The organism is Pandoraea cepalis (assembly GCF_902459665.1).
Lineage (GTDB): Bacteria > Pseudomonadota > Gammaproteobacteria > Burkholderiales > Burkholderiaceae > Pandoraea > Pandoraea cepalis.
The window spans coordinates 196,271-217,564 of record NZ_CABPSL010000002.1; the positions used below are offsets into that span (position 1 = coordinate 196,271).

Genomic DNA, 21,294 nt, shown 5'->3' on the forward strand with positions numbered 1-21,294 from the left:
CCTCGGATCAATGCCGCGGCAGCGTGGCATCGAGGAAATGGACCGCCTGCGTCTCGAGTTCGACCAGGAACGCGTCGACACGGGTGCGGTAGTAACGATAGAAGATCATCGCGGGAATCGCGATCATCAGACCGAAGCCGGTGTTATAGAGCGCAACCGAAATGCCGTGCGCCAATTGCGCGGGATCCGTGCCCGAGGCGTCTTGCGCACCAAAGATTTCGATCATGCCGACGACGGTGCCGAACAGGCCCATCAGCGGTGCGACGGACGCGATGGTGCCCAGCGCGGGCAGAAAACGCTCCAGTTCGTGCGCGACAGCACGTCCGGTCTCTTCCAATGCTTCTTTCGCGCCTTCACGCGGACCCTGCGGGTTGTGGGCGACGTAGCGAACGCCGGTGGCGAGCACGCGCCCGAGCATCGAGCCGCGCGCCAACGCGTCGGTCGCGTCTTGCTTGCCCGAACCACGCCTGGCGAGCGTGATGGCATTTTCGAGCACGCCGCTCGGCAGCACGCGGGTGCGGCGCAGCGACAGGGCGCGCTCGACGATCAGGGCGAGCGCGAAAACGGAGGCGATGAGAAGCGGCCAGATGGGCCAGCCGGCGGCCTGGATAACGGCAAACAAGGACGACCTCTTACTTATTGCGGGGGATCGGGCAAACGAGTCCGAACTGTAGCTTGCAGGGGGGGGATGGGCAAGCACCGTTTTCCACACCACAGGCGCACAAGGATGTGGAAAAGCTTGGGATACATTCAGCAACTGATTGATACGACGTGATTTTTTTCTCCGTGATGAAAAAATGGGCAGGAAAACGTTTCAGAAATGAACATATCCGCAAGCTCACGATTCCCAGTCAATTGCCGCGCGCCTGTGGATAACTATGTGAACATGTCGGCGAATCAAGAGATCGCGTCACGATCGCGTTGATATCGCTTCGCCGCATCGCCGCGAAGCGCTCCGCAAGGGCCGATAAATCAAGGGTTTGGCATCGGGGCGAAGGAAAAATGCGGCGACCGGGCGAGAAAACCCTTAAATTAGCGGGCCTGTGGACAGTTTTTTGCCGGCAAACACGCATGAACTTATCTTTCGACGACGCCCGGCCCGCTGGTGGCGCGGATCGCGTGCTAAGTGTTTCGGATTTGAACAAAGCCGTGGCCGGCGTGCTGGAGCGGAGCTTCCCCCTGGCATGGGTCAGCGGTGAAATTTCGAACTTCACGCGCGCGGCGAGCGGCCATTGGTATTTCTCGATCAAGGATGCGCAAGCGCAAATGCGCTGCGTGATGTTTCGCGGCCGCGCCCAGCACGCCGATTTCTCGCCGAAGGAGGGCGATCGGGTCGAAGTCCGCGCGCTGCTCTCCATGTATGTACCGCGCGGGGAGGTGCAGCTCAATGTCGAAGCGATCCGCCGCGCGGGGCAAGGCAATCTGTATGAGGCGTTTCTGCGACTCAAGGAAAAGCTGGCGGCGGCCGGGCTGTTCGACGCGGCGCGCAAGCGTGAGTTGCCGCGCTATGCCCGTCGCATCGGCGTCGTAACGTCGCTGCAGGCGGCAGCCCTGCGCGACGTGCTGACGACGCTCGCTCGGCGCGCACCGCACGTCTCGGTCGTGGTGTATCCCGCCCCGGTGCAGGGCGCCGATGCCGCCATGCGGCTCGCGGCGGCACTCGACACGGCCAACGCCCGCCGCGAGGTCGATACCCTGCTGCTTTGCCGGGGCGGCGGTGCGATCGAAGACCTGTGGGCATTCAACGAGGAAGTGCTGGCCCATGCCATTGCGCGCAGCGAGTTGCCCGTGGTGTCCGGTGTGGGGCATGAAACCGATTTCACCATTGCCGACTTTGTGGCAGACGTTCGGGCGCCCACGCCGACGGCGGCGGCGGAGCTGATCAGTGCGTCGCGCGACGAATGTTTGCGCGAGCTCGACCGTGAGCGCCAACGTCTGACGCGGGCCATGTGGCGCATGCTCGAGCAACGCGCCCAGCAGCTCGACAGTGTGTCGCGCGCGCTGGTGTCGCCGCGCGAGCGTCTGGCGCGCCAGCGGGGCGAACTGGCGCACTTGGCCGATCGGTTGCGTCACGCGCTTGAGCGCCCGTTGGCCCAGCGCCGCGGCCGCTTCGAAATGCTGCGCCTGCGTCTGACGCGCGCCGTGCCCGGCATCGCCTCGCAACACGAGCGCGTTGCGCTGCTCTCGCAGCGCCTGCATAGCGCAATGTCACGTCGTACAGAGCGCTCGGCACAACGGCTGGCCGATGCCACGGCGCAACTCGAGCTGCTCAACCCGCGCCGCACGCTGCAGCGCGGTTATGCCGCCGTGCTCGACGCCAAGGGACAGCCGTTGCGCGACCCCCGCAAACTCCAGCGCGGCCAGCACGTGACGATGCATCTGGCCGACGGCGCGGCCGATGTGGGTATTGGTGATGTTCAGGTCAGGCTAGACGATACTTTTTAGCGGGGCTTGGTACGGCAATCCGGGGCAATCGCGGGCATCATGCGTCGATCAGGCGGTATTGACCAGCAATCGTCGCGTTGCAGCCACCCGGTGCGGCCCGGCGAGTAACCGTGCGGTTTGCGGGGTTATCGCATCTGCCCTAGAATCGATGGCTCCGGATAACGCAAAATCGGGTTCCCCTCAGAGCACAAAGGACAATCGCCATGGAACACAAGCTCCCTGAACTGCCGTACGCCATCGACGCACTCGCGCCGACCATCTCCAAGGAAACGATGGAGTATCACTACGGCAAGCATCACCAAGCCTATGTGACCAACTTGAACAACCTGATCAAGGGCACCGAATTCGAAAGCGCCAGCCTCGAAGACATCATCAAGAAGTCGTCGGGCGGCGTGTTCAACAACGCGGCGCAGGTGTGGAACCACACCTTCTTCTGGAACACGCTGTCGCCGAAGGGCGGCGGTGCGCCGTCGGGCGATCTGGCCAAGGCCATCGACGCCAAGTTCGGCTCGTTCGACGCGTTCAAGGAAACCTTCTCGAAGTCGGCCGTCGGCAACTTCGGTTCGGGCTGGACGTGGCTTGTGAAGAAGGCCGACGGGTCGGTCGACATTGTCAACACCAGCAACGCCGCCACGCCGCTGACCGGCGCGGACAAGCCGCTGATCACGATCGACGTGTGGGAACACGCGTACTACATCGACTACCGCAATGCCCGTCCGAAGTTCGTCGAGGCATTCTGGAACCTGGTCAACTGGGACTTCGCCGCAAAGAACTTCGCGTAATCGAGGCCCCGGACGTTGCCGGTCGACGTCGGCAACGTGCCAACAAGGTGACGTCAGGCGCCCGACCCGTGCGTCCGGCGTCACCGGCAAAAAGAAAGCCCACCGCTCGCGGTGGGCTTTCTTTTTACTGCGGTTGCCAGACTGTAGGCATCTGCCCTGGGCTTGATGGCAATCAATATTTGCGGATCTGCGCGTCATTAGAGTGTGCGTTTCAAACTCACCGAACAATGTATGCTCGACCCTGCGCCAACGCACGCCATCCCCGTGGCGAGCGCCTCTTGCACCCGCGATGCCTCGCACGACCGCACACAACCCCACTCGCACCGCCACTGGCTCGCAGACGCCCGTCTCATGCGCAGCCTGCCGCCCGCAGCGTGGGCACTCTTCCGGTTGGCCGAACATAAGCGCGGCGGCACCGCGACCCACATGTGGCGTGTCGGCGCGCTCACCTGGCGTTTCGCCCAAGCGTTGGGGATCCCAGCGGTCGAGGCGCAGGCCCTCGGGCTCGCCGCCGCGCTGCACGACACCGGCAAGCTGTGTGTTCCGAACGCGATATTGGAAAAGCCGGGCAAGCTGACGCCCGATGAGATTCGCGTGATGCGCATGCATCCGCAATCAGGAGCCGACATACTGAGCACGCTCGGCGGCGCAGCCTGCGCGTTGGCCGCGACGGTCGCCCGCACGCATCACGAGCGTTACGACGGCGGTGGCTATCCGGGTGCGCTGTCGGGAAATCGTATTCCCCTGGCGGGACGGATCGTAGCGCTGGTCGATGTGTTCGACGCGCTCGCGAGTCACCGTCCGTATCGCGCGGCACTCAGTCCCGCGCAGATCGTCGAGGCGATGCTCGCGGAGCGCGGGCGTCACTTCGATCCATGGCTGCTGGATCGTTTTCTCGAGCGCTCGCTCGGACCGGCGTTGCGGCTATCGAGCGGCGCGTACTGAGCGCAACGCCATCATTCAGCGCGGCAGGCCGGAGATCTTTGCGCCGGGGCCGATGTGTTTGCTTTTGAACCAGCCTTGATTCATTTCCAGTGCGTAACGCACGGCGGCGCGCGGGCAATGATTGTCCTCGGTCTGCGGCGCCATGTCTTCGATGTTGACGATCGTGCCGTCGTCGGCCAGGAACGCGATCGACAGTGGCAGATCGGTGTTCTTCATCCAGAAGCAGTGACCGGCGCGTTGTTCGAACACGAAGAGCATGCCGGCGTTGGCGGGCATCGTCGTGCGATACATCAGGCCCTGTTCGCGGTCGGCCTCATTCGCGGCGACCTCGGCCTTGATGAGATACATGCCGGCGGAGAGCTGAACGGTCGGGAACTGCCCGGCCTGCTTGATTTGTGCCGAGGCGCTGGCCGGCGCGATTGCCAGGAAGGCGGCGGTAGCGACAAACGTGGCGCTGGCGGCGAGCGCGGCCAGTTGACGTGGAATCCGGATCACAAACGGCTCCTGGAAAGATCGGGGGAACGTCAGGTACGTGGCGAGCCATTGTAGCCGCCGGGCGAAAAAAAAGCAGGCTGCGTGAGCAACCTGCTTATTACCATGCGTTGCGCAGCGAGGCTGCGCGACGTGGTACTTACTTGCTGGCAGCAGCCGGAGCTTCAGCAGCAGCAGCCTTCTTGGCCGACTTCTTGTGCGACTTCTTGTGGGCCTTCTTGTGGGTCGACTTGGCAGCCGGCTTCGTAGCGGCAGCCGGAGCAGCAGCGTCAGCGGCCGGAGCCGAAGCTTGGGCGAACACGCCCGTTGCGAACAGGCCAGCGACCAGGGCAGCGATCAGTTTTTTCATGAGATTCCTCGTTGGAGCTCGATGTTGGGGTGATGTACTCGTTGACCCGCGAAGTGAGTCACTTCCTATAACGTCCGTTCAGGACATCGGTTGACAACCCGCTCGCGGATTTTTTCGGTGAAACGTATTACGGCTTGTTACCTACGGCCGGTTGCTTGGTGGCCGGCTTCTTGTGGTGATACTTCTTGTAGTGATGCTTCTTGTGTTTGGGGGCCTTTTTCGCGGGGGTTGCGCGATCCGCCGCCGGTGCCGACATCGCGGGCGCCGCTGCTGCGGGTGCCGCCGGTGCGACGGGCGCCGTGGCCGGCGCCGATTGTTGGGCCATCGCGGCGCCGGACACGATCAGCCCGGCGGTCAGTGCAAGCAGCAGTTTGTTCATGACTTGGTTTCCTCGTTTCGGATGGGCGCGTATGTTGCGCACCTGTTCCCTCAACGAGGTGAACGACGGCTTCGTTGACCGGGAAGTGTAAGTATTTGTTGCGGCAACTCGCACCATTGTCCCGGGACAAGCTTCAACGAAAAGACGTCAACCGGGCCGATCGCAATGCGAACCAGTCGCAGCGTCGGTTTGCCGACGGCGGCGGTCATGCGTCTGACCTGGCGGTTCTTGCCTTCGACGAGCGTGATTTCGAGCCAGTGGGTCGGGATGCTGGCGCGATAGCGGATCGGCGGGTGACGTGGCCAGAGCTGGGCGGGCTCGGCGATCTCGCGTGCTTCGCACGGCAGCGTGACGAAGTCGCCCAGATCGAGGCCGGCGCGCAGACGTGCGACGGCCGCCTCGCCGTACTCGCCCTCGACCTGCGCCCAATACGTCTTCGGCAATTTGCGTTCCGGCTCCGCGATGCGGGCCTGCAGACGACCGTCGTCGGTGAGCAGCAGGAGTCCCTCGCTGTCGGCGTCGAGCCGTCCGGCCGGATAGACGCCCGGGCGCGTCACGCACTCGGCGAGCGTGGGACGTGTCGGATGCGGCGAAAACTGGCAGATCGTGCCGAAGGGCTTGTTGAGTGCGAGAAGTGTCATACCAAGGGAAGAAAATCGGAAGTTGCTGATGCCGTCGGGCGCGATCGGCGCTCGACCCGGGCTCGACCCCATGGTGCTACGCCCGCCGAGCGCGTACGGCGCTGGTCAGCCCCGTCATGTTAATGCATAATCGAGATCGTCAGTCTTATGTCTTATATAAGACTTGATTTGCGTCAACGCGCCCTACAACGCTGTGACTACAATAAAGCCGTAATGCGGCGAGCGGTGGCATCCTTCGTCCCGTTTGACGCGCACAGTCCGATTCATCCCATTGGAGCCCACCATGTCGTATCAGCACATCAAGGTCCCGGCAGGCGAGAAGATCACGGTCAACCAGGATTTCTCCCTGAACGTGCCCGACAATCCGATCATCCCGTACATCGAGGGCGACGGCACCGGCGTGGATATTACGCCGGTGATGCTCAAGGTCGTCGACGCGGCAGTGGCCAAAGCGTACGGCGAGAAGCGCAAGATCCATTGGATGGAAGTCTATGCCGGCGAGAAATCGACGCGCGTCTACGGACCGGATGTATGGCTGCCCGATGAAACGCTCCAGGTTGTCAAGGACTACGTAGTATCGATCAAGGGGCCGCTGACCACCCCCGTGGGCGGTGGCATTCGATCGCTCAACGTCGCGTTGCGCCAGCAGCTCGACCTTTATGTGTGTCTGCGTCCGGTGCAGTACTTCAAGGGCGTACCGTCGCCGGTGCGCCATCCCGAGAAGATCGACATGGTGATCTTCCGTGAGAACTCCGAGGACATCTACGCGGGCATCGAGTGGGAGGCGGAATCGGCCGGCGCGAAAAAACTGATCGCCTTCCTGCAGGACGAGATGGGCGTGACCAAGATTCGCTTTCCGCAGACGTCGGGCATCGGCATCAAGCCGGTGTCGCGCGAGGGTACCGAGCGACTGGTGCGCAAGGCGATTCAGTACGCGATCGACAACAATCGCGACTCGGTGACGATCGTTCACAAAGGCAACATCATGAAGTTCACCGAGGGCGGATTCCGCGATTGGGGATACGCGCTCGCCAAGAACGAATTCGGCGCGATGGAGATCGACGGCGGTCCGTGGTGCAAACTGAAGAACCCCAAGACGGGCAAGGAGATCACGATCAAGGACTCGATCGCGGATGCTTTCCTGCAACAGATTCTGTTGCGCCCCGCAGAGTACGACGTGATCGCCACGCTCAACCTGAACGGCGACTACATCTCCGATGCGCTCGCCGCGCAGGTGGGGGGCATCGGAATCGCCCCAGGGGCGAACCTGTCCGACTCGGTTGCGATGTTCGAAGCGACGCACGGCACGGCGCCGAAGTACGCGGGCAAGGACTACGTGAATCCTGGGTCAGAGATTCTCTCGGCCGAGATGATGCTGCGGCACATGGGCTGGACGGAAGCGGCGGATCTGATCATCGCGTCGATGGAAAAGTCGATCCTGTCGAAGCAGGTGACCTATGACTTTGCCCGCCTGATGGAAGGGGCGACGCAGGTGTCGTGCTCGGGCTTCGGCAACGTGATGATCGCCAACATGTAACGCGCCACGAGGTTGCCGCTGATTTGCCGCCGCTCGCCTGGCAACGCCGACGCTTCCGTCCGGGAGCGCTCGGCCTAGTGCACGACGATGGTGGTGCTCACGCGGTGGTCACCGGTGCTTGGCACACGGCTCGTCAGTTCGCGCGGAAAACCGACGGTCCAGACGACGGTGTCCGTGCCCGGCGACGATCCCGCCTGATACCAGACGACCATGCCGGGAAAATGCATCGTCTCGCAGCGTTGTCCGTCCGGAACCACATAGTCGATCCATTCCGGCGTGACTTTACCGAGTGCGGGCGTCGAGTCGAGTTCGAACGTCGGCTGGCCCAACGAGCGGCACAGCACGCTGAAGTTGGGTTGCACCCAGATCGCCACCTTCTCGCCGACGCCCACGCTTACCGCGAGGGTCGGCGGAGGATACGCTGACTGTGCATGCGCCGCGCCCGCCGTCAGCAGGCACGCGACGAGTACCAAGACTCGCCATGCGGTCGTCGTGGTGTCCATGCCGGACCTCCCAACCCCCCCTTTTGCGGCCGACACGTGGGCGTTCTCCTTGCCCGCACAAGTCGTCGGCACAACGCTTTCATTACAGTGCATGCGTACGCGTAACGCAAGGGACGGGCGCGCAGCGCGCCGATCTGCGCGACCCGCTGGGTCTTCGACTCGGTAGCCTCACGCACGGTTGGTCGCAATGCGCACGGGGGAGCGATGCTGTCGAGGCCACTCACCGCCCGTCGAAATACGCGGCGAGGCGTTGGGCTTCGAACGCGTGGACAACGTGATCCACGAACACGCGTGTCCGCAGCGGTAGCTGTTTCTTGTTCGAATAGTAGATGGACACCCCGCCGTATTCCTCGAACCAGCCCGGCAACAGCCGTTGAATGCGACCGGACGCGAGCAGGGGCGCGGCATGCGGCATCGGTAGCAACGCCACGCCATAGCCCAGCGCGACGGCGTGCGCCATCGCCTCCGGGTCGTCGAAAATCATGCGGGTTCGCGCCTCGACGTTGACCCGCTCACCGATGGCGTTTCGCAAATCCCATGCGCGCAGCCGGCCCGACGTGCCGGAGCGCCGGACGATCGCGTCGAACGTCGCGAGTTCGGCGGGATGCCCCGGTACCTGACGCGCGCGCATATAGTCGGCCGACGCGCAAATCACGGCGTACGTCGGTGCCAGGCGCCGGGCGATGACGCCGGGGGTGAGTTCGATGCCGCCGCCTATCGCGGCGTCGAAGCCCTCGCTCACCACGTCCACGCCCCGGTTGTCGAATCGCCAATCCGGCACGACATCCGGATAGCGGGCAAGAAAGTCGCCCAGCAGCGGCACGAGATACTGGCGGCCGAAGGCGTGGGCCACGCTCACCTTGAGGATCCCGGACGGGGTGCCTTCGCGCTCGGCGGCGCGTGAAAAGGCGTCGTTCAGGGCCGCGAACGGGCCATCGACGTCCAGCAGGAATCGCTCGCCGCCCGCCGTCAATGTCAGGCTGCGAGTACTGCGGTGAAACAGCCGCAAGCCGAGCTGCCCCTCCAGCCGCGCCACATTCTTGCTCACCGCTGCAGGGGTCATCCCCAGTCGTCGCGCGGCCGCCGAGAAACTGCCCGCACGCGCACTCAGGACGAATGATTCGATCAGATGCAAGGCGTCCATCGTTCATCTATTCCGTGGGGTTGAAAGTGATGATAGGGATTATGGTCTAGTTGAGGCGTAATTTGCCCGCGATACTGGCTTCACCTCTTAACCGAATGGAGCAATGAGATGGCAACGAACTTTCAAGGCAAGGTGGCTTTCGTGACGGGCGGCTCGCGCGGTATCGGCGCGGCGATCGTGCAGCGGCTCGCGCACGGCGGTGCCACGGTTGCGTTCACGTACAAGGGATCGAAGGCCGCGGCGCAGGATCTGGTCGAGCGCATTGAGGCGTCCGGCGGGCGTGCCATGGCCTTGCATGTGGATGCCGCAGACGCCACCGCCCTGACCCAGGCAATCAACGACGCCGCCCAAGCGCTCGGCAAGATCGACATTCTGGTGAACAATGCCGGTGTGTTTTCGATGGCATCGGTGGCCGACCTTGCGCTGGAAGAATTCGACCGGATGCTCGATGTGAACGTGCGCGCTGTGTTCGTGGCCTCGAAGGCGGTACTCGCGCACATGGGCGAGGGCGGTCGCATCATCAATATCGGCTCGTGCAACGCGGAGCGCATGCCGTTTGCGGGCGCCGCGACGTATGCGATGAGCAAGGCGGCACTGGTCGGCCTGGTCAAGGGCATGGCGCGTGACCTTGGACCGCGCGGCATTACGGTCAACAACGTGCAGCCGGGCCCGACGAATACCGACATGAATCCCGCCACCGGGGATTTCGCGGCGACTATGCACGACCTGATGGCGCTCAAGCGTCATGCGCATCCCGAGGAAATCGCAGCGATGGTGGCTTATGTCGCCAGCGACGAGGCGGGTTTCGTGACGGGTGCCAGCCTGACCATCGATGGCGGTTTCAACGCGTGATTCGGAACGGGGCGGCAGCTCGCCGCCTCACTCCGAGAACAGCTCGAACAGGAGCGCGCGCATCCACTGGCTTGCCGGTTCGCGGTGATAGCGCGCGTGCCAGAACAGGTTGATCTGCACGTCCGGTAGGTCCAGCGGATGGTCGACGTAACGCAAGCCGAAGTGCTGCGCGCTGCGCTGGGCAAACTTCTCCGTCACCGTGGCGATGAGATCCGTGGCGTGCAGAATGTCGGCGAGCGCGACGAAGTGCGGCACGCGCAGCCGGATGTTGCGCTGTACGTGAGCGCGCGCCATGAAATCGTCGACCCGGCCGTGCCCGGTGCCGGCGGCGACCACCATTACCTGCTCGGCGTGCTCGAAATCCTCGCGCGCCATCCTCGCCGTCGCCGGTCGGTCGAGCGGATGCCCGGGGCGAAACATGCACACATACTTCTGCCGAAACAGACGCCGCTGGAAAAACTCCGTCGTCAGATCCGGCAGATGCCCCACGGCGAGATCCACCTGACCCGCCGCCATCTCCTCCTGCAAGTTGACCGCCGTATTGCGCACCGTGCTGATCGTAATGCCCGGTGCCCGCTCGCCAAGCGCGTGCATGAGCCTAGGCAGGAAGTGCACTTCACCGATGTCCGTCATGGCGATTTGAAACGCGCGCTGGCTCGTTGCCGGATCGAAGGCGAGCTGACGATTGAAGACCCCGTGTAGCGCATCCAGCGCCGCGGCGACCGGTTCGGCCAGTTCGATGGCCATCGGGGTCGGCAGCATGCCGCGCGATGTGCGGATGAACAACTCGTCGTTGAACAACTTGCGCAGGCGCGCGAGCGAATTGCTGATCGCGGGTTGCGTCACGCCAAGCGTCTCTGCCACGCGAGACACGCGTCGCGCGTTGTACAGATGCTGGAAGACTACCAGCAGGTTCAGGTCGACGGAATGCAGGTCCATGGGGAGGAACGCGTCTCGATGCTCAGTTAAATCACTGAAATTTATAGGGCATATAACATGAATTCTATTGGTTTATAACGCGGCTTGCGAGATGCTTCTTGCAAACGGCGTCCAAACGCCACGCGCGGTGCCCGAGGCGGGTGCCGTCAGAACGGAGACCCTCCCCATGCAAGTTCACGTGCAGCCACTCGGCGAACGCTTCGAGGTCGCGCCCGGCGACAATTTGCTCAAAGCCCTCACCGATCGTCAGATCCCGGTGTCGTACAGTTGCCTGTCCGGACGCTGCGGCACCTGCCGCTGTCGCGTCGTTTCGGGGGCCGTGCGCGAAGCCGAAGGCGTCGAATATCGTCATCACGATGGCAATGGCGATGGCGATGGCCTGGCGGGGCGCACGGCATCCCCTGCGCGTTACGTGCTCGCGTGCCAGTCGACCGTCCACGGCGACTGTGAGATCGCCTTGCCGGATGTCGATGAAGTCGTCGTGCATCCCGCGAAAATTCTCAAGGCGACGGTGCTCGCGATCGAACCACTGACCCACGACATCAAGCGCCTAGTGCTCACGACGGCGAAGCCGCTCAGCTTTTCGCCCGGTCAGTACGCCACGCTGCAATTCACCCCCGCGCATATCCGGCCATATTCCATGGCCGGACTCGATGCCGACGACACGCTCGAATTTCACATCCGCCGGGTGCCCGGTGGGGCCGTGACCGGCTATGTCGACGAACAGCTCAAGGTCGGCGATGCCGTGCGGGTATCGGGCCCGCTTGGCACGTCGTATCTGCGCACGCGGCACGACGGGCCGATGCTTTGCGTCGCCGGCGGCACCGGCCTGGCGCCGGTGCTGTCGATCGTGCGCGGGGCGCTCGCCCGTGGCATGACCAACCGCATCGACATTTATGTCGGCGCGCGCTCGCCGGCGGACGTGTATGGCCTTACGTGGCTGCGCGAACTCGCGTCGCGTCACGACGGCATTCGCCTGCATGTCGTGACGACGACCGACGCTCCGGGCGCACCCATCACACCCATCGCACCCGACGCACCGAATCCGGGATTCCGCCTGGGGCATGTCACGCACGCGCTCGCTGCCGATTACGTCGGCCCCGATGCGCTCTCGGGCTGGCGCGCCTATCTGTGCGGCGCGCCGCCGATGGTCGACGCCGCCACCCGGCTGCTGCGCGAGCGCGGTGTCGATGCCGCCCATATCTACGCCGACGCGTTTTACGCGAAGGTGGCATGACGGCCGGTGAAGTTCCCGCCAGCAGCGCACTGGCGCCTTCCCGGTCTTTCCCGCATCCCCCTCAGGAGACGATCATGAGTACCACACCGCAGACTGCCGAGTTCGACCCGGCGCCGTGCGCCGGCGCGCAGCCGTCGGATGTCTGGCCCGCCGAGGGCTCGAGCCGCATCCCCTTTCGCGTCTATACGGACGCAGAACTGTATCGGCGCGAGCTGGACGCCTGCTTCTACCGCAACCACTGGAACTACGTCGGGCTGGAAGCCGAAGTGCCGAATCCGGGCGATTTCAAGCGCACGGTGATCGGTGAGCGCTCCGTCATCGTGACGCGAGATGCCGCGGGGGACATCAACGTCGTCGAAAACGTCTGCGCGCATCGTGGCATGAAGTTCTGTCGCGAAAAGCGCGGCAACCGCACGGACTTCCACTGCCCATATCACCAGTGGAACTACGACCTGAAGGGCAATCTGCAGGGCGTGCCGTTCCGGCGCGGCGTGAAGCAGGACGGCAAGATCAACGGCGGCATGCCGAAGGATTTCAAGCCGGAAGATCACGGCCTCACCCGGCTCAAGGTCGCCACGCGCGGCGGCGTGATTTTCGCGTCATTCGATCACGACATCGAATCCCTCGAGAACTTTCTCGGGCCGGAGATCTGCGCCTACTTCGATCGACTGTTCAACGGGCGAAAGCTCAAACTGCTCGGCTACAACAAGCAGCGCATCCCGGGGAACTGGAAGCTGATGCAGGAGAACATCAAGGACCCCTACCACCCAGGTCTGTTGCACACGTGGTTCGTCACGTTCGGGTTGTGGCGCGCGGATAACAAATCGCGTCTGGTGATGGACGAGCACGGGCGTCATGCCGCGATGGTGTCCACGCGCGGGCAGGGCGGTGGCGGGGAAGTGACCTCGGGGGTGTCGAGTTTCAAGGCGTCGATGTCGCTCAACGACACGCGCTTTCTCGACATCGTGCAGGAAGACTGGTGGAAGGGGCCGACAGCCGTGCTCATGACGCTTTTCCCCAGCGTGATTCTGCAGCAACAAGTCAACTCGGTCTCGACGCGTCACATCCAGCCGCGCGGCCACGATGCGTTCGACTTCGTCTGGACGCATTTCGGTTTCGAAGACGACACCGAGGAAATGACGCAGCGCCGTTTGCGTCAGGCCAATCTGTTCGGCCCGGCCGGCTTTGTGTCGGCCGACGATGGCGAGGCCATCGAGTGCTCGCAGGAAGGTTTCGCGCAGAAGCCCTGGCACCGCGCCCTCGCCGAGTTGGGCGGCACAGGGGTGGAGAACACGGAACACATGGTGACGGAAACCCTGATTCGCGGCATGTACGCCTATTGGCGCCGCGTCATGGGCGTTTGAGGAGACGACGCGATGGTGGATTTTGCAACGTTTCAGGCCGTGATCGACCTCAATGCCGCCTATGCGGCGGCGCTCGACACGCAGCAGTGGGATGCCTGGCCCGACTTCTTCCTGGATGACTGCGTGTATCGCATTCAGCCGCGCGAGAATTTCGAGATGGGCCTGCCGCTGGCGACCCTGTCGTTCGAGAGCCGCGGCATGCTGCGCGATCGCATCTATGGCATTCGCGACACGCTGTTCCACGACCCTTACTACCAGCGCCACGTGATCGGACTGCCGGCCATTCGGCGACTCGACGACGACACACTCCAGGTCGAGGCCAACTACGCCGTATTTCGGACGAAGCCGGATCAGCTCACCGACATTCTGTCGGTCGGGCGCTATCTGGACGTCGTCAAACGAACGGGCGACGGATGGAAATTCGCGTCCCGCCAATGCATTTTCGACAGCGAGATGATTCCCAACTCGCTGATCTATCCGATCTGAAGCGAGGCACACGATGAGCGGCAACTGGATTGAGGCGGCGTCGCGCGACGCCATTCCCGAGGACGACGTGATCGGCGTGATCGTGGGCGGACGGGAGATTGCCCTGTACGGCGTGGACGGCGAGGTGTATGCCACGGACAACGCCTGCACACACGGAAACGCCCGCCTGTGCGACGGCTTTCTCGACGGGCACGAGATCGAGTGCCCTCTGCATCAGGGGAAATTCGACGTGCGAACCGGCGCAGCGATGTGCGCGCCGCTCACCGCAGCAGTGAGGCGCTATCCGATTCGCATCGAGGCCGATAAGGTCTACGTCGATCTGAGCTAACGCTTTTGCCGTGAGACCGGTGGGTTGCCCCGCCTAGGGGCAACACGACTGCACGGGCCGCCTATCGAACTTGAGAGGGTTCGGGGCGGCCCGTCGCATTTCCGCGGCGGGGCCGCCGGTCAACGCTACGGTGGGGAGCGATGTGCACATGGCGAAGTATCATTTGTTGCATTTTTATTTTGCATGAAACAAATAATATTCATGCGTGAATCGCATAGCTGTCACGGATTCGGTTTGCACAGTCCTTAAACAACCCGTTCATTCCGATACTTAACTCGCGACGATTGAGTCGTGGTTGACCGGCCGGCTGCATAGGAATGCCGAGTCAAATTGGTCGAATGCGTAATGGGTTTCCGCAGAGCGACAATGTCCGGTCCAATTTTAATGGTGGAGCGGAATATATCGATGAAGCCAGGTAGCAAATGGATTAAACGCCATCGCGTTTCAAAAAGCTGCCGGGCCGGAGTGGAATGCGGCGTCGGTTTTGATATTCGCAAAGCGAACTGCAAAATTCACCGTCGCGTGTTGCATTGTTGCGACGCAATAAAAAACCCGGCCGGAGCCGGGTCTTCAATACGACGAGCGGCGCTACCTCAGGCGGGCGCCTGAATGTTCGAAGCCTGCTTGCCCTTCGGGCCTTGAACGACCTCGAACTGCACCTTTTGACCTTCCTTGAGGGTCTTGAAGCCGTTCATCTGAATAGCCGAGAAGTGCGCGAACAGATCTTCGCCACCCTCATCCGGCGTGATGAATCCAAAACCCTTGGCGTCGTTAAACCATTTGACCGTACCGGTTGCCATACGAACTTCCCCTGAACAATTACGACTACTACATATCACCGCAACAACGAGCACATCTGAAAATCCCGCCGGCTGGCGGCGGCTTCTTAGGCTCACCCAGGCATCTTTTCTTTTAAAACCCTTATTGAGGAAAAGCGCCACGTTGATTGTTTTCGCTAACTACCAATAGTGTCAAGCCCTTTTTGAACGATAGAAGTTGTGCTCGATCAGGTTTTACCCTGATGCTTGTGCGTGCGCCGGGCCTGCGGAGACACGCCCTTGAAATTTGGGTTAAGCTGACTCATATGGGTGTGGCACGCCCCGGTGGTCGGGGCTGCGGCGCCTTGCTGGACAACGCGCGGAACGACGAGTGTTGGCATTCCGGTGGACGACCGGACGGCAGGCGGCAATCGGGACGCCGATGGCTTGCTGAACCCGGGAGTTGTTTAGAATCCACGTATGGCAACCTTACCGACAACGCATGACGACACCGTACAGGAGCGGCAGGAGCAACAGCTCAAGCCGCCATCGATGTACAAGGTGGTACTGTTGAACGACGATTTCACCCCGATGGAATTCGTGGTGATGGTCATTCAGGAATATTTCAATAAGGACCGGGAGTCTGCCACGCAGATCATGCTCAAGGTTCACCGAGAGGGCAGGGGAGTTTGTGGGGTCTTTACGCGCGACGTCGCGGCGACCAAAGTTGAGCAAGTTGTTAGCCATGCAAGGCAGTCCGGGCACCCGCTGCAGTGCGTGATGGAGGAAGCATGATTGCCCAGGAATTGGAAGTCAGCCTGCACATGGCGTTTATGGAAGCGCGCCAGGCACGACACGAATTCATCACGGTCGAGCACCTGTTGCTCGCCCTGTTGGATAACCCGACCGCTGCCGAAGTGTTGCGCGCCTGCGCCGCAAATCTTGAGGATTTACGGCAGAACCTGCGCAACTTCATCGCCGACAATACGCCGACGGTGCCGGGTAGCGACGAGGTCGACACACAGCCCACGCTCGGGTTCCAGCGCGTGATTCAACGCGCCATCATGCACGTGCAATCGACTTCCAACGGCAAGAAGGAAGTGACGGGTGCCAACGTGCTGGTCGCCATCTTCGGTGAAAAGGACTCCCACGCGGTCTACTACCTGCAGCAGCAGGGCGTGACGCGTCTGGATGTCGTCAATTTCATCTCTCACGGCATTACCAAGACGGGCGCGCCCGGCGAGTCGGCCAAGGCCAGCGAAGGCAGTGCCGAAGGGGAAGAGGGGGCGAACGCCAAGGAAAGCCCGCTCGCGCAGTACACCCAGAACCTCAACCAGCTGGCGCGCGACGGCAAGATCGATCCGCTCATCGGGCGCGAGGCGGAAGTCGAGCGCGTGGTGCAGGTGCTGTGCCGCCGCCGCAAGAACAACCCGCTGCTCGTCGGCGAAGCCGGCGTGGGCAAGACAGCCATCGCAGAAGGCCTCGCCTGGCGCGTGACGCGCGGCGAAGTGCCCGAGATCCTGCAGGACGCCACTGTCTACTCGCTCGACATGGGCGCATTGCTCGCCGGCACGAAGTATCGCGGTGACTTCGAGCAACGCCTGAAGGCGGTGCTCAAGGAACTCAAGGAGCGCAACAACGCGATCCTGTTCATCGACGAGATTCATACGCTGATCGGCGCGGGCGCCGCGTCGGGCGGCACGCTCGACGCCTCGAACCTGCTCAAGCCGGCGTTGTCGTCGGGGCAGCTCAAGTGCATCGGCGCCACGACCTTCACCGAGTATCGCGGCATTTTCGAAAAGGACGCCGCGTTGTCGCGTCGTTTCCAGAAGATCGATGTGAACGAGCCGACCGTCGAGCAGACCGTGCAGATTCTGCGCGGGCTGAAGTCGCGTTTCGAAGAGCACCACGGCGTGAAGTACTCGTCGAGTGCGCTGTCGGCCGCGGCCGAGCTGTCCGCCAAGTTCATCACCGACCGTCACCTGCCTGACAAGGCCATCGACGTGATCGACGAAGCCGGCGCCGCCCAGCGCATTCTGCCGAAGTCCAAGCAGAAGAAGACGATCGGCAAGGGCGAGATCGAGGACATCGTGTCGAAGATTGCGCGCATTCCGGCGCAGAGCGTGTCGGCCGATGACCGCGGCAAGCTCCAGACGCTCGACCGCGACCTCAAGAGCGTGGTGTTCGGGCAGGACCCGGCCATCGACGCCTTGTCGGCCGCGATCAAGATGTCGCGCGCCGGGCTGGGCAAGACGGACAAGCCGATCGGCGCGTTCCTGTTCTCGGGCCCGACCGGTGTCGGCAAGACCGAAGTCGCGAAGCAGCTCGCCTTCACGCTGGGCATCGAGCTGATCCGCTTCGATATGTCGGAGTACATGGAACGTCACGCGGTGAGTCGTCTGATTGGCGCACCCCCGGGATATGTGGGGTTCGATCAGGGCGGGCTGCTCACCGAAGCCGTCACGAAGAAGCCGCATTGCGTGCTGCTGCTCGACGAAATTGAGAAGGCGCACCCGGACATCTTCAACGTGCTGCTCCAGGTGATGGACCACGGCACGCTCACCGACAACAACGGTCGCAAGGCGGATTTCCGTAACGTCATCGTCATCATGACGACGAATGCGGGCGCGGAGACGATCAACCGCGCGAGCATCGGTTTCACGAACGAGCGTCAGGCCGGCGATGAAATGGCCGACATCAAGCGCATGTTCACGCCGGAGTTCCGCAACCGTCTGGACGCGATCATCAGCTTCAAGCCGCTCGACGAACAGATCATCCTGCGCGTGGTCGACAAGTTCCTCATCCAGCTCGAAGACCAGTTGCACGAGAAGAAGGTCGAAGTGGTCTTCACCGACAAGCTGCGCGCGTTCCTGGCGAAGAAGGGCTTCGATCCGCTGATGGGTGCGCGTCCGATGCAGCGTTTGATCCAGGACACGATCCGTCGTGCGCTGGCCGACGAATTGCTGTTCGGGCGTCTGACCAGCGGCGGGCGCGTCACCGTGAATCTGGACGAGCACGATCAGGTACAACTGTCGTTCCCGCAGGATGGCAACGCCCGTGCCGAACCGGAAGCGGCCGAAGTCGAGTAATCGTCACGGCATCGCCCAATGAAAAAGCGCCGCTTCATGCGGCGCTTTTTCGTGGTCCTCGTCGGCCGGGTCGTGTCGCCGCCGCGTGGCGTCAGTGCTTGCCGGTGCTGCCGAAACCGCCCGCGCCGCGATCGCTCTCGGGGAACGCGTCGACGAGGTTGAACGTGGCCTGCACGACCGGCACGATCACCAGTTGCGCCAGACGCTCGAACGGATTCAGCACGAACGGCACATGACCCCGGTTCCAGGTCGAGACCATCAATTGGCCCTGGTAATCCGAGTCGATCAGTCCCACCAGATTGCCAAGCACGATGCCGTGTTTGTGGCCGAGGCCCGAGCGCGGCAGGATCAACGCGGCGTAGCCGGGATCGGACAGATGAATTGCCAGCCCCGTCGGCACGAGCACCGTCTGTCCCGGTTCAATGGTCATCGGTGTGTCGAGGCACGCCCGGAGATCGAGCCCGGCACTGCCCGGCGTGGCATAGGCGGGCAACTGCGAGCGCAGGCGTTCGTCGAGAATCTTGACGTCGAGGTTCATGGTCGTATGGCGTTGGATGAGGGATGGCTGTCGAAAAATGCGGCCAGGGACGCTTCGCGCACAGGCGGGCGCGTCTCCGGTGCCCGTCAGTCGGCGCTGCGCAACGAAAACGCTTGCGCGAGCAGTTCATGTGAGCGCAGCCGGGCGCGATAACTGCCGGCCACGGTCAACACGACAATTTCGTCGGCCTCGAACTGTTCCTGCAACGCCAGCACGCGTTCAGTCACGCGCTCTGGGGTGCCGATGATACTACGCGGCTTCTCGCGCGCGATCACGGACAACTCCCGCTCACGATACTGTGCCATGGCCTGCGCGCCTTGCTCAAGGCTCGGAATCGGCTCGTTCATGCCGTAAGCCATCTGCACGCGCCGAAGGTCTACGCCGGCCTCCAGGGCTTCGGCCTCGGCGTCGGTATCGGCACAGATGACGAAGAGCGCCACGGCGCAATAGGGTTTGCGCGGCGCGCCCGGCGTGAAGCGCTCGCGGTACGCCTGCGTAACGCGATGGCCATCATGGGCATTGATGAAGTGGGCGAAGCAGTAGCGCAGACCGAGCTGCGCGGCAAGCAGGCCACCGAACTCGCTCGAGCCCAGTACCCACAGCTCGGGGCGTGTTGCCACCGCCGGCTGCAGCAGCACGTCGCGGTATGGGTGATCGTCGGCCAGCGTGTCGTTGAATAGGCCGGCCAGCTCTGCCACCTGTTGCGGGAAGTGCTCGCCGGCGTCGTACGGCCCTTTCGCAACGGCGCGCGCCGTGCGCATGTCGCCGCCGGGGGCACGTCCGACGCCAAGGTCGATGCGATTCGGAAACAACGCCTCGAGCATCAGAAATTGCTCGGCCAGTTTGAACGGGCTGTAGTACGGCAGCATGACGCCGCCCGAGCCGACCCGCAGGTGCTTCGTCACGCTGGCGAGCCGGGCGATCATGACCTCCGGTGCCGGATTGGCCACACCACGCAACCCGTGATGCTCCGCACACCAGTAGCGCGTGTAACCCAGGTCGTCGGCGGCCTGCGCCAGTTCCACGGTCGCTGCGATGGCGTCCGCCACACTGTGGCCGTGAATTACGGGGGTTTGATCGAGGATCGACAGCTTGATGCGTGCTGCGGCCGTAGTCGTCATGAGTTCGAGGCTCCAGGTCGATGGCGTCGGGCCATCGACATCGTAGTGATGCGAAATCAGTGGCCGCTGCCGGCGGACGAATCCGCGGGTGTCGCGACCGGGCCTGCGTGCGGCAGGCGCGCAATCATGAGAATCGCGACGATGCCGCCGAGGGCACCGCACAGGAAGATCGAGGCATAGCCGAAATAGTTGGCGACGAGTCCGGCCATCGGACCGATCAGCCCAAGCGCCAGATCGAAGAATGCCGAGTAGGCCGCCAGCGCCGCGCCGCGGTTCTGCGGCGGGACCTGACGCAGCGCCTCCACGCCGAGGGCCGGGAAGACCAGCGAGAAGCCCACACCGGTGAGTCCGGCGCCCACGAGGGCCATATCCGGGTTCACTGCGCCCCACAGCAGGAACTGGCCGATGGCGCTGAACACGAGCGAGGCCATGGCCACGCGGCGTCCGCCGAATCGATCGACGGCGTGCGCGAGCACGATCCGTATGCCGATAAAGCATGCGCTATAGAGCGTGAGCGCGAACGCGGCACCCGACCAGCCGTGGCTCGCATAGTACAGCGTGATGAACGCGGCAATGACGGCATAGCCGATGCTGCCCAGCGTCATGGCCAGTCCCGGGCGCCATACCAGTCCCACCACACGGAAGAACGGCAAGCGATTCCCGCCAATGGGCGCGGCTGCTGGCAGACGCAGCGCGATCGCGAACGCGATGGCGGGCAGCGCGATGTTCACCAGCGAGACCGCCGTAAAGCCGGCCGATTGCAGCAGGTAGGCCCCGAACGGGGCACCGATGGCGATCGCCGTGTACATGGACACGCCTTGCCACGAAATCGCCTTGCTGGCGTGGGCGGCGCCGAGCAGGCCGATGCCCCACGACATGCCGCCGGTCAGGATCAGGCTTTCGCCGAAGCCGAGCACAACGCGTCCCGCGATGAGAATGCCCAGCGCAAGTGCCGGGTGCGGCACCATCGACGCCGCCAGATAGAGCACGCCCGCCACGCCGCAGCCGCACAGGCCGGTCAGCACGGCGCGGCGCGGGCCGCGGGTGTCGACGGTGCGTCCGGCGTAGGAGCGCAGCAGCAATGTAACGACCGACTGGATGCCGATGGTCACGCCCACCACGAAGGCGCCGTAGCCGAGCGTTTCGTGCACGTAGACCGGCAGTACGGGCAGCGGCATGCCGATCGTCATGAAACCGAAGAACATGATTGCGGCGAGCATGCTCAGGGTCCCGTAGACGCTGACGGCGGGCCGCGCGGAGGTATGAGGTTGCGTCATTGGGCTTGTTATTGTTTGCGATGGCCTTCGAGGGCCGACGGCGGAAGGGCCGCGGTGCTGAGGCCGTGACGTCGAGCGTTGCCGCCAG

At 63.2% G+C, this 21,294-nt stretch carries 23 protein-coding genes; 11 read left to right on the plus strand and 12 right to left on the minus strand.

What is annotated here, in order from left to right:
- Positions 1-7 precede the first annotated feature (7 nt).
- A complete protein-coding gene (locus PCE31106_RS05335; RefSeq protein WP_017232751.1) occupies positions 8-622 on the minus strand; it encodes a MotA/TolQ/ExbB proton channel family protein in 615 nt (204 codons plus the stop codon).
- Between the two features lie 449 nt (positions 623-1,071).
- Here PCE31106_RS05335 and xseA point away from each other — a divergent pair, with 449 nt between their 5' ends.
- The 3 genes from xseA (at position 1,072) to PCE31106_RS05350 (ending at position 4,172) form a co-directional block, all read left to right on the plus strand.
- Complete coding sequence (gene xseA / locus PCE31106_RS05340; RefSeq protein ID WP_150562622.1) at positions 1,072-2,445, plus strand: exodeoxyribonuclease VII large subunit; 1,374 nt, start codon at positions 1,072-1,074, stop codon at positions 2,443-2,445.
- A 203-nt stretch (positions 2,446-2,648) separates the two neighbouring features.
- Positions 2,649-3,227, plus strand: a complete 579-nt coding sequence (gene sodB / locus PCE31106_RS05345; protein WP_017232754.1) for a superoxide dismutase [Fe] — start codon at positions 2,649-2,651, stop codon at positions 3,225-3,227.
- Between the two features lie 231 nt (positions 3,228-3,458).
- Positions 3,459-4,172: an HD-GYP domain-containing protein gene (locus PCE31106_RS05350; RefSeq protein ID WP_150562623.1), complete on the plus strand. Its 714-nt coding sequence runs from the start codon at positions 3,459-3,461 to the stop codon at positions 4,170-4,172.
- A 15-nt stretch (positions 4,173-4,187) separates the two neighbouring features.
- On the opposite strand, the gene PCE31106_RS05355 is transcribed toward PCE31106_RS05350, so the two are convergent.
- The 4 genes from PCE31106_RS05355 to PCE31106_RS05370 form a co-directional block, all read right to left on the minus strand.
- Positions 4,188-4,667 carry a DUF192 domain-containing protein gene (locus PCE31106_RS05355; RefSeq protein WP_150562624.1) on the minus strand — a complete coding sequence of 160 codons (480 nt, stop codon included), beginning with the start codon at positions 4,665-4,667 and terminating at the stop codon, positions 4,188-4,190.
- 136 nt (positions 4,668-4,803) lie between these two features.
- Positions 4,804-5,013 carry a hypothetical protein gene (locus tag PCE31106_RS05360; protein WP_130026851.1) on the minus strand — a complete coding sequence of 70 codons (210 nt, stop codon included), beginning with the start codon at positions 5,011-5,013 and terminating at the stop codon, positions 4,804-4,806.
- Between the two features lie 127 nt (positions 5,014-5,140).
- Positions 5,141-5,392, minus strand: coding sequence for a hypothetical protein (locus PCE31106_RS05365; RefSeq protein ID WP_150562625.1), 252 nt, complete (start codon positions 5,390-5,392; stop codon positions 5,141-5,143).
- A 50-nt stretch (positions 5,393-5,442) separates the two neighbouring features.
- Positions 5,443-6,033 carry a pseudouridine synthase gene (locus PCE31106_RS05370; protein WP_150562626.1) on the minus strand — a complete coding sequence of 197 codons (591 nt, stop codon included), beginning with the start codon at positions 6,031-6,033 and terminating at the stop codon, positions 5,443-5,445.
- Positions 6,034-6,316: 283 nt separating this feature from the next.
- Between PCE31106_RS05370 and icd the strand changes: the two genes are divergently transcribed.
- Positions 6,317-7,570 (plus strand): NADP-dependent isocitrate dehydrogenase, encoded by a 1,254-nt coding sequence (gene icd, locus PCE31106_RS05375; RefSeq protein WP_017232760.1) that lies wholly within the window; start codon positions 6,317-6,319, stop codon positions 7,568-7,570.
- 74 nt (positions 7,571-7,644) lie between these two features.
- Here icd and PCE31106_RS05380 read toward each other — a convergent pair whose 3' ends face one another.
- Both PCE31106_RS05380 and PCE31106_RS05385 read right to left on the minus strand, forming a co-directional pair.
- Positions 7,645-8,073: a hypothetical protein gene (locus tag PCE31106_RS05380; protein ID WP_150562627.1), complete on the minus strand. Its 429-nt coding sequence runs from the start codon at positions 8,071-8,073 to the stop codon at positions 7,645-7,647.
- A 220-nt stretch (positions 8,074-8,293) separates the two neighbouring features.
- Positions 8,294-9,217, minus strand: coding sequence for a LysR family transcriptional regulator (locus tag PCE31106_RS05385; RefSeq protein WP_150562628.1), 924 nt, complete (start codon positions 9,215-9,217; stop codon positions 8,294-8,296).
- Positions 9,218-9,325: 108 nt separating this feature from the next.
- Here PCE31106_RS05385 and PCE31106_RS05390 point away from each other — a divergent pair, with 108 nt between their 5' ends.
- Positions 9,326-10,069 (plus strand): SDR family oxidoreductase, encoded by a 744-nt coding sequence (locus tag PCE31106_RS05390; protein ID WP_150562629.1) that lies wholly within the window; start codon positions 9,326-9,328, stop codon positions 10,067-10,069.
- Positions 10,070-10,096: 27 nt separating this feature from the next.
- Here the strand turns inward: PCE31106_RS05390 and PCE31106_RS05395 are convergent, their stop codons facing one another.
- Positions 10,097-11,008 (minus strand): LysR family transcriptional regulator, encoded by a 912-nt coding sequence (locus tag PCE31106_RS05395; RefSeq protein ID WP_017232764.1) that lies wholly within the window; start codon positions 11,006-11,008, stop codon positions 10,097-10,099.
- A gap of 166 nt (positions 11,009-11,174) precedes the next feature.
- On the opposite strand from PCE31106_RS05395, the gene PCE31106_RS05400 reads away from it, so the two are divergent.
- The 4 genes from PCE31106_RS05400 to PCE31106_RS05415 all read left to right on the plus strand — a co-directional run bounded on the left by PCE31106_RS05400 (position 11,175) and on the right by PCE31106_RS05415 (position 14,423).
- The gene (locus PCE31106_RS05400; protein WP_150562630.1) at positions 11,175-12,245 is read left to right on the plus strand and encodes a 2Fe-2S iron-sulfur cluster-binding protein; all 1,071 of its coding nucleotides are present in this window, start codon (positions 11,175-11,177) and stop codon (positions 12,243-12,245) included.
- A gap of 74 nt (positions 12,246-12,319) precedes the next feature.
- Positions 12,320-13,609, plus strand: a complete 1,290-nt coding sequence (locus tag PCE31106_RS05405) for an aromatic ring-hydroxylating dioxygenase subunit alpha (protein WP_017232766.1) — start codon at positions 12,320-12,322, stop codon at positions 13,607-13,609.
- Positions 13,610-13,621: 12 nt separating this feature from the next.
- Positions 13,622-14,095 (plus strand): aromatic-ring-hydroxylating dioxygenase subunit beta, encoded by a 474-nt coding sequence (locus PCE31106_RS05410; RefSeq protein ID WP_150562631.1) that lies wholly within the window; start codon positions 13,622-13,624, stop codon positions 14,093-14,095.
- A gap of 13 nt (positions 14,096-14,108) precedes the next feature.
- Positions 14,109-14,423: a non-heme iron oxygenase ferredoxin subunit gene (locus tag PCE31106_RS05415; protein ID WP_017232768.1), complete on the plus strand. Its 315-nt coding sequence runs from the start codon at positions 14,109-14,111 to the stop codon at positions 14,421-14,423.
- Positions 14,424-15,016: 593 nt separating this feature from the next.
- Here the strand turns inward: PCE31106_RS05415 and cspD are convergent.
- Positions 15,017-15,223: a cold shock domain-containing protein CspD gene (gene cspD / locus PCE31106_RS05420; protein ID WP_017232769.1), complete on the minus strand. Its 207-nt coding sequence runs from the start codon at positions 15,221-15,223 to the stop codon at positions 15,017-15,019.
- Positions 15,224-15,661: 438 nt separating this feature from the next.
- On the opposite strand from cspD, the gene clpS reads away from it, so the two are divergent.
- Together clpS and clpA are read left to right on the plus strand one after the other, a co-directional pair.
- Positions 15,662-15,976, plus strand: coding sequence for an ATP-dependent Clp protease adapter ClpS (gene clpS, locus PCE31106_RS05425; protein ID WP_010807118.1), 315 nt, complete (start codon positions 15,662-15,664; stop codon positions 15,974-15,976).
- Positions 15,973-18,270 (plus strand): ATP-dependent Clp protease ATP-binding subunit ClpA, encoded by a 2,298-nt coding sequence (clpA, locus tag PCE31106_RS05430; RefSeq protein ID WP_150562632.1) that lies wholly within the window; start codon positions 15,973-15,975, stop codon positions 18,268-18,270. The genes clpS and clpA overlap by 4 nt, the downstream gene beginning before the upstream one ends.
- A gap of 91 nt (positions 18,271-18,361) precedes the next feature.
- Here clpA and dut read toward each other — a convergent pair whose 3' ends face one another.
- The 3 genes from dut to PCE31106_RS05445 form a co-directional block, all read right to left on the minus strand.
- Positions 18,362-18,808, minus strand: a complete 447-nt coding sequence (dut, locus tag PCE31106_RS05435) for a dUTP diphosphatase (RefSeq protein ID WP_017232771.1) — start codon at positions 18,806-18,808, stop codon at positions 18,362-18,364.
- 86 nt (positions 18,809-18,894) lie between these two features.
- On the minus strand, positions 18,895-19,929 hold the full coding sequence (locus PCE31106_RS05440; protein WP_150562633.1) for an LLM class flavin-dependent oxidoreductase: 1,035 nt from the start codon (positions 19,927-19,929) through the stop codon (positions 18,895-18,897).
- Positions 19,930-19,985: 56 nt separating this feature from the next.
- On the minus strand, positions 19,986-21,206 hold the full coding sequence (locus PCE31106_RS05445; protein WP_150562634.1) for an MFS transporter: 1,221 nt from the start codon (positions 21,204-21,206) through the stop codon (positions 19,986-19,988).
- Positions 21,207-21,294 lie beyond the last annotated feature (88 nt).

Bases quoted from the DNA above. Each gene is read 5' to 3' on its own strand.
- xseA (WP_150562622.1), top strand. From the start codon at position 1,072: ATGAACTTATCTTTCGACGACGCCCGGCCCGCTGGTGGCGCGGATCGC.
- sodB (WP_017232754.1), top strand. From the start codon at position 2,649: ATGGAACACAAGCTCCCTGAACTGCCGTACGCCATCGACGCACTCGCG.
- PCE31106_RS05350 (WP_150562623.1), top strand. From the start codon at position 3,459: ATGCTCGACCCTGCGCCAACGCACGCCATCCCCGTGGCGAGCGCCTCT.
- PCE31106_RS05360 (WP_130026851.1), bottom strand. From the start codon at position 5,013: ATGAAAAAACTGATCGCTGCCCTGGTCGCTGGCCTGTTCGCAACGGGC.
- PCE31106_RS05365 (WP_150562625.1), bottom strand. From the start codon at position 5,392: ATGAACAAACTGCTGCTTGCACTGACCGCCGGGCTGATCGTGTCCGGC.
- PCE31106_RS05370 (WP_150562626.1), bottom strand. From the start codon at position 6,033: ATGACACTTCTCGCACTCAACAAGCCCTTCGGCACGATCTGCCAGTTT.
- icd (WP_017232760.1), top strand. From the start codon at position 6,317: ATGTCGTATCAGCACATCAAGGTCCCGGCAGGCGAGAAGATCACGGTC.
- PCE31106_RS05380 (WP_150562627.1), bottom strand. From the start codon at position 8,073: ATGGACACCACGACGACCGCATGGCGAGTCTTGGTACTCGTCGCGTGC.
- PCE31106_RS05385 (WP_150562628.1), bottom strand. From the start codon at position 9,217: ATGGACGCCTTGCATCTGATCGAATCATTCGTCCTGAGTGCGCGTGCG.
- PCE31106_RS05390 (WP_150562629.1), top strand. From the start codon at position 9,326: ATGGCAACGAACTTTCAAGGCAAGGTGGCTTTCGTGACGGGCGGCTCG.
- PCE31106_RS05395 (WP_017232764.1), bottom strand. From the start codon at position 11,008: ATGGACCTGCATTCCGTCGACCTGAACCTGCTGGTAGTCTTCCAGCAT.
- PCE31106_RS05400 (WP_150562630.1), top strand. From the start codon at position 11,175: ATGCAAGTTCACGTGCAGCCACTCGGCGAACGCTTCGAGGTCGCGCCC.
- PCE31106_RS05405 (WP_017232766.1), top strand. From the start codon at position 12,320: ATGAGTACCACACCGCAGACTGCCGAGTTCGACCCGGCGCCGTGCGCC.
- PCE31106_RS05410 (WP_150562631.1), top strand. From the start codon at position 13,622: ATGGTGGATTTTGCAACGTTTCAGGCCGTGATCGACCTCAATGCCGCC.
- PCE31106_RS05415 (WP_017232768.1), top strand. From the start codon at position 14,109: ATGAGCGGCAACTGGATTGAGGCGGCGTCGCGCGACGCCATTCCCGAG.
- cspD (WP_017232769.1), bottom strand. From the start codon at position 15,223: ATGGCAACCGGTACGGTCAAATGGTTTAACGACGCCAAGGGTTTTGGA.
- clpS (WP_010807118.1), top strand. From the start codon at position 15,662: ATGGCAACCTTACCGACAACGCATGACGACACCGTACAGGAGCGGCAG.
- clpA (WP_150562632.1), top strand. From the start codon at position 15,973: ATGATTGCCCAGGAATTGGAAGTCAGCCTGCACATGGCGTTTATGGAA.
- dut (WP_017232771.1), bottom strand. From the start codon at position 18,808: ATGAACCTCGACGTCAAGATTCTCGACGAACGCCTGCGCTCGCAGTTG.
- PCE31106_RS05440 (WP_150562633.1), bottom strand. From the start codon at position 19,929: ATGACGACTACGGCCGCAGCACGCATCAAGCTGTCGATCCTCGATCAA.
- PCE31106_RS05445 (WP_150562634.1), bottom strand. From the start codon at position 21,206: ATGACGCAACCTCATACCTCCGCGCGGCCCGCCGTCAGCGTCTACGGG.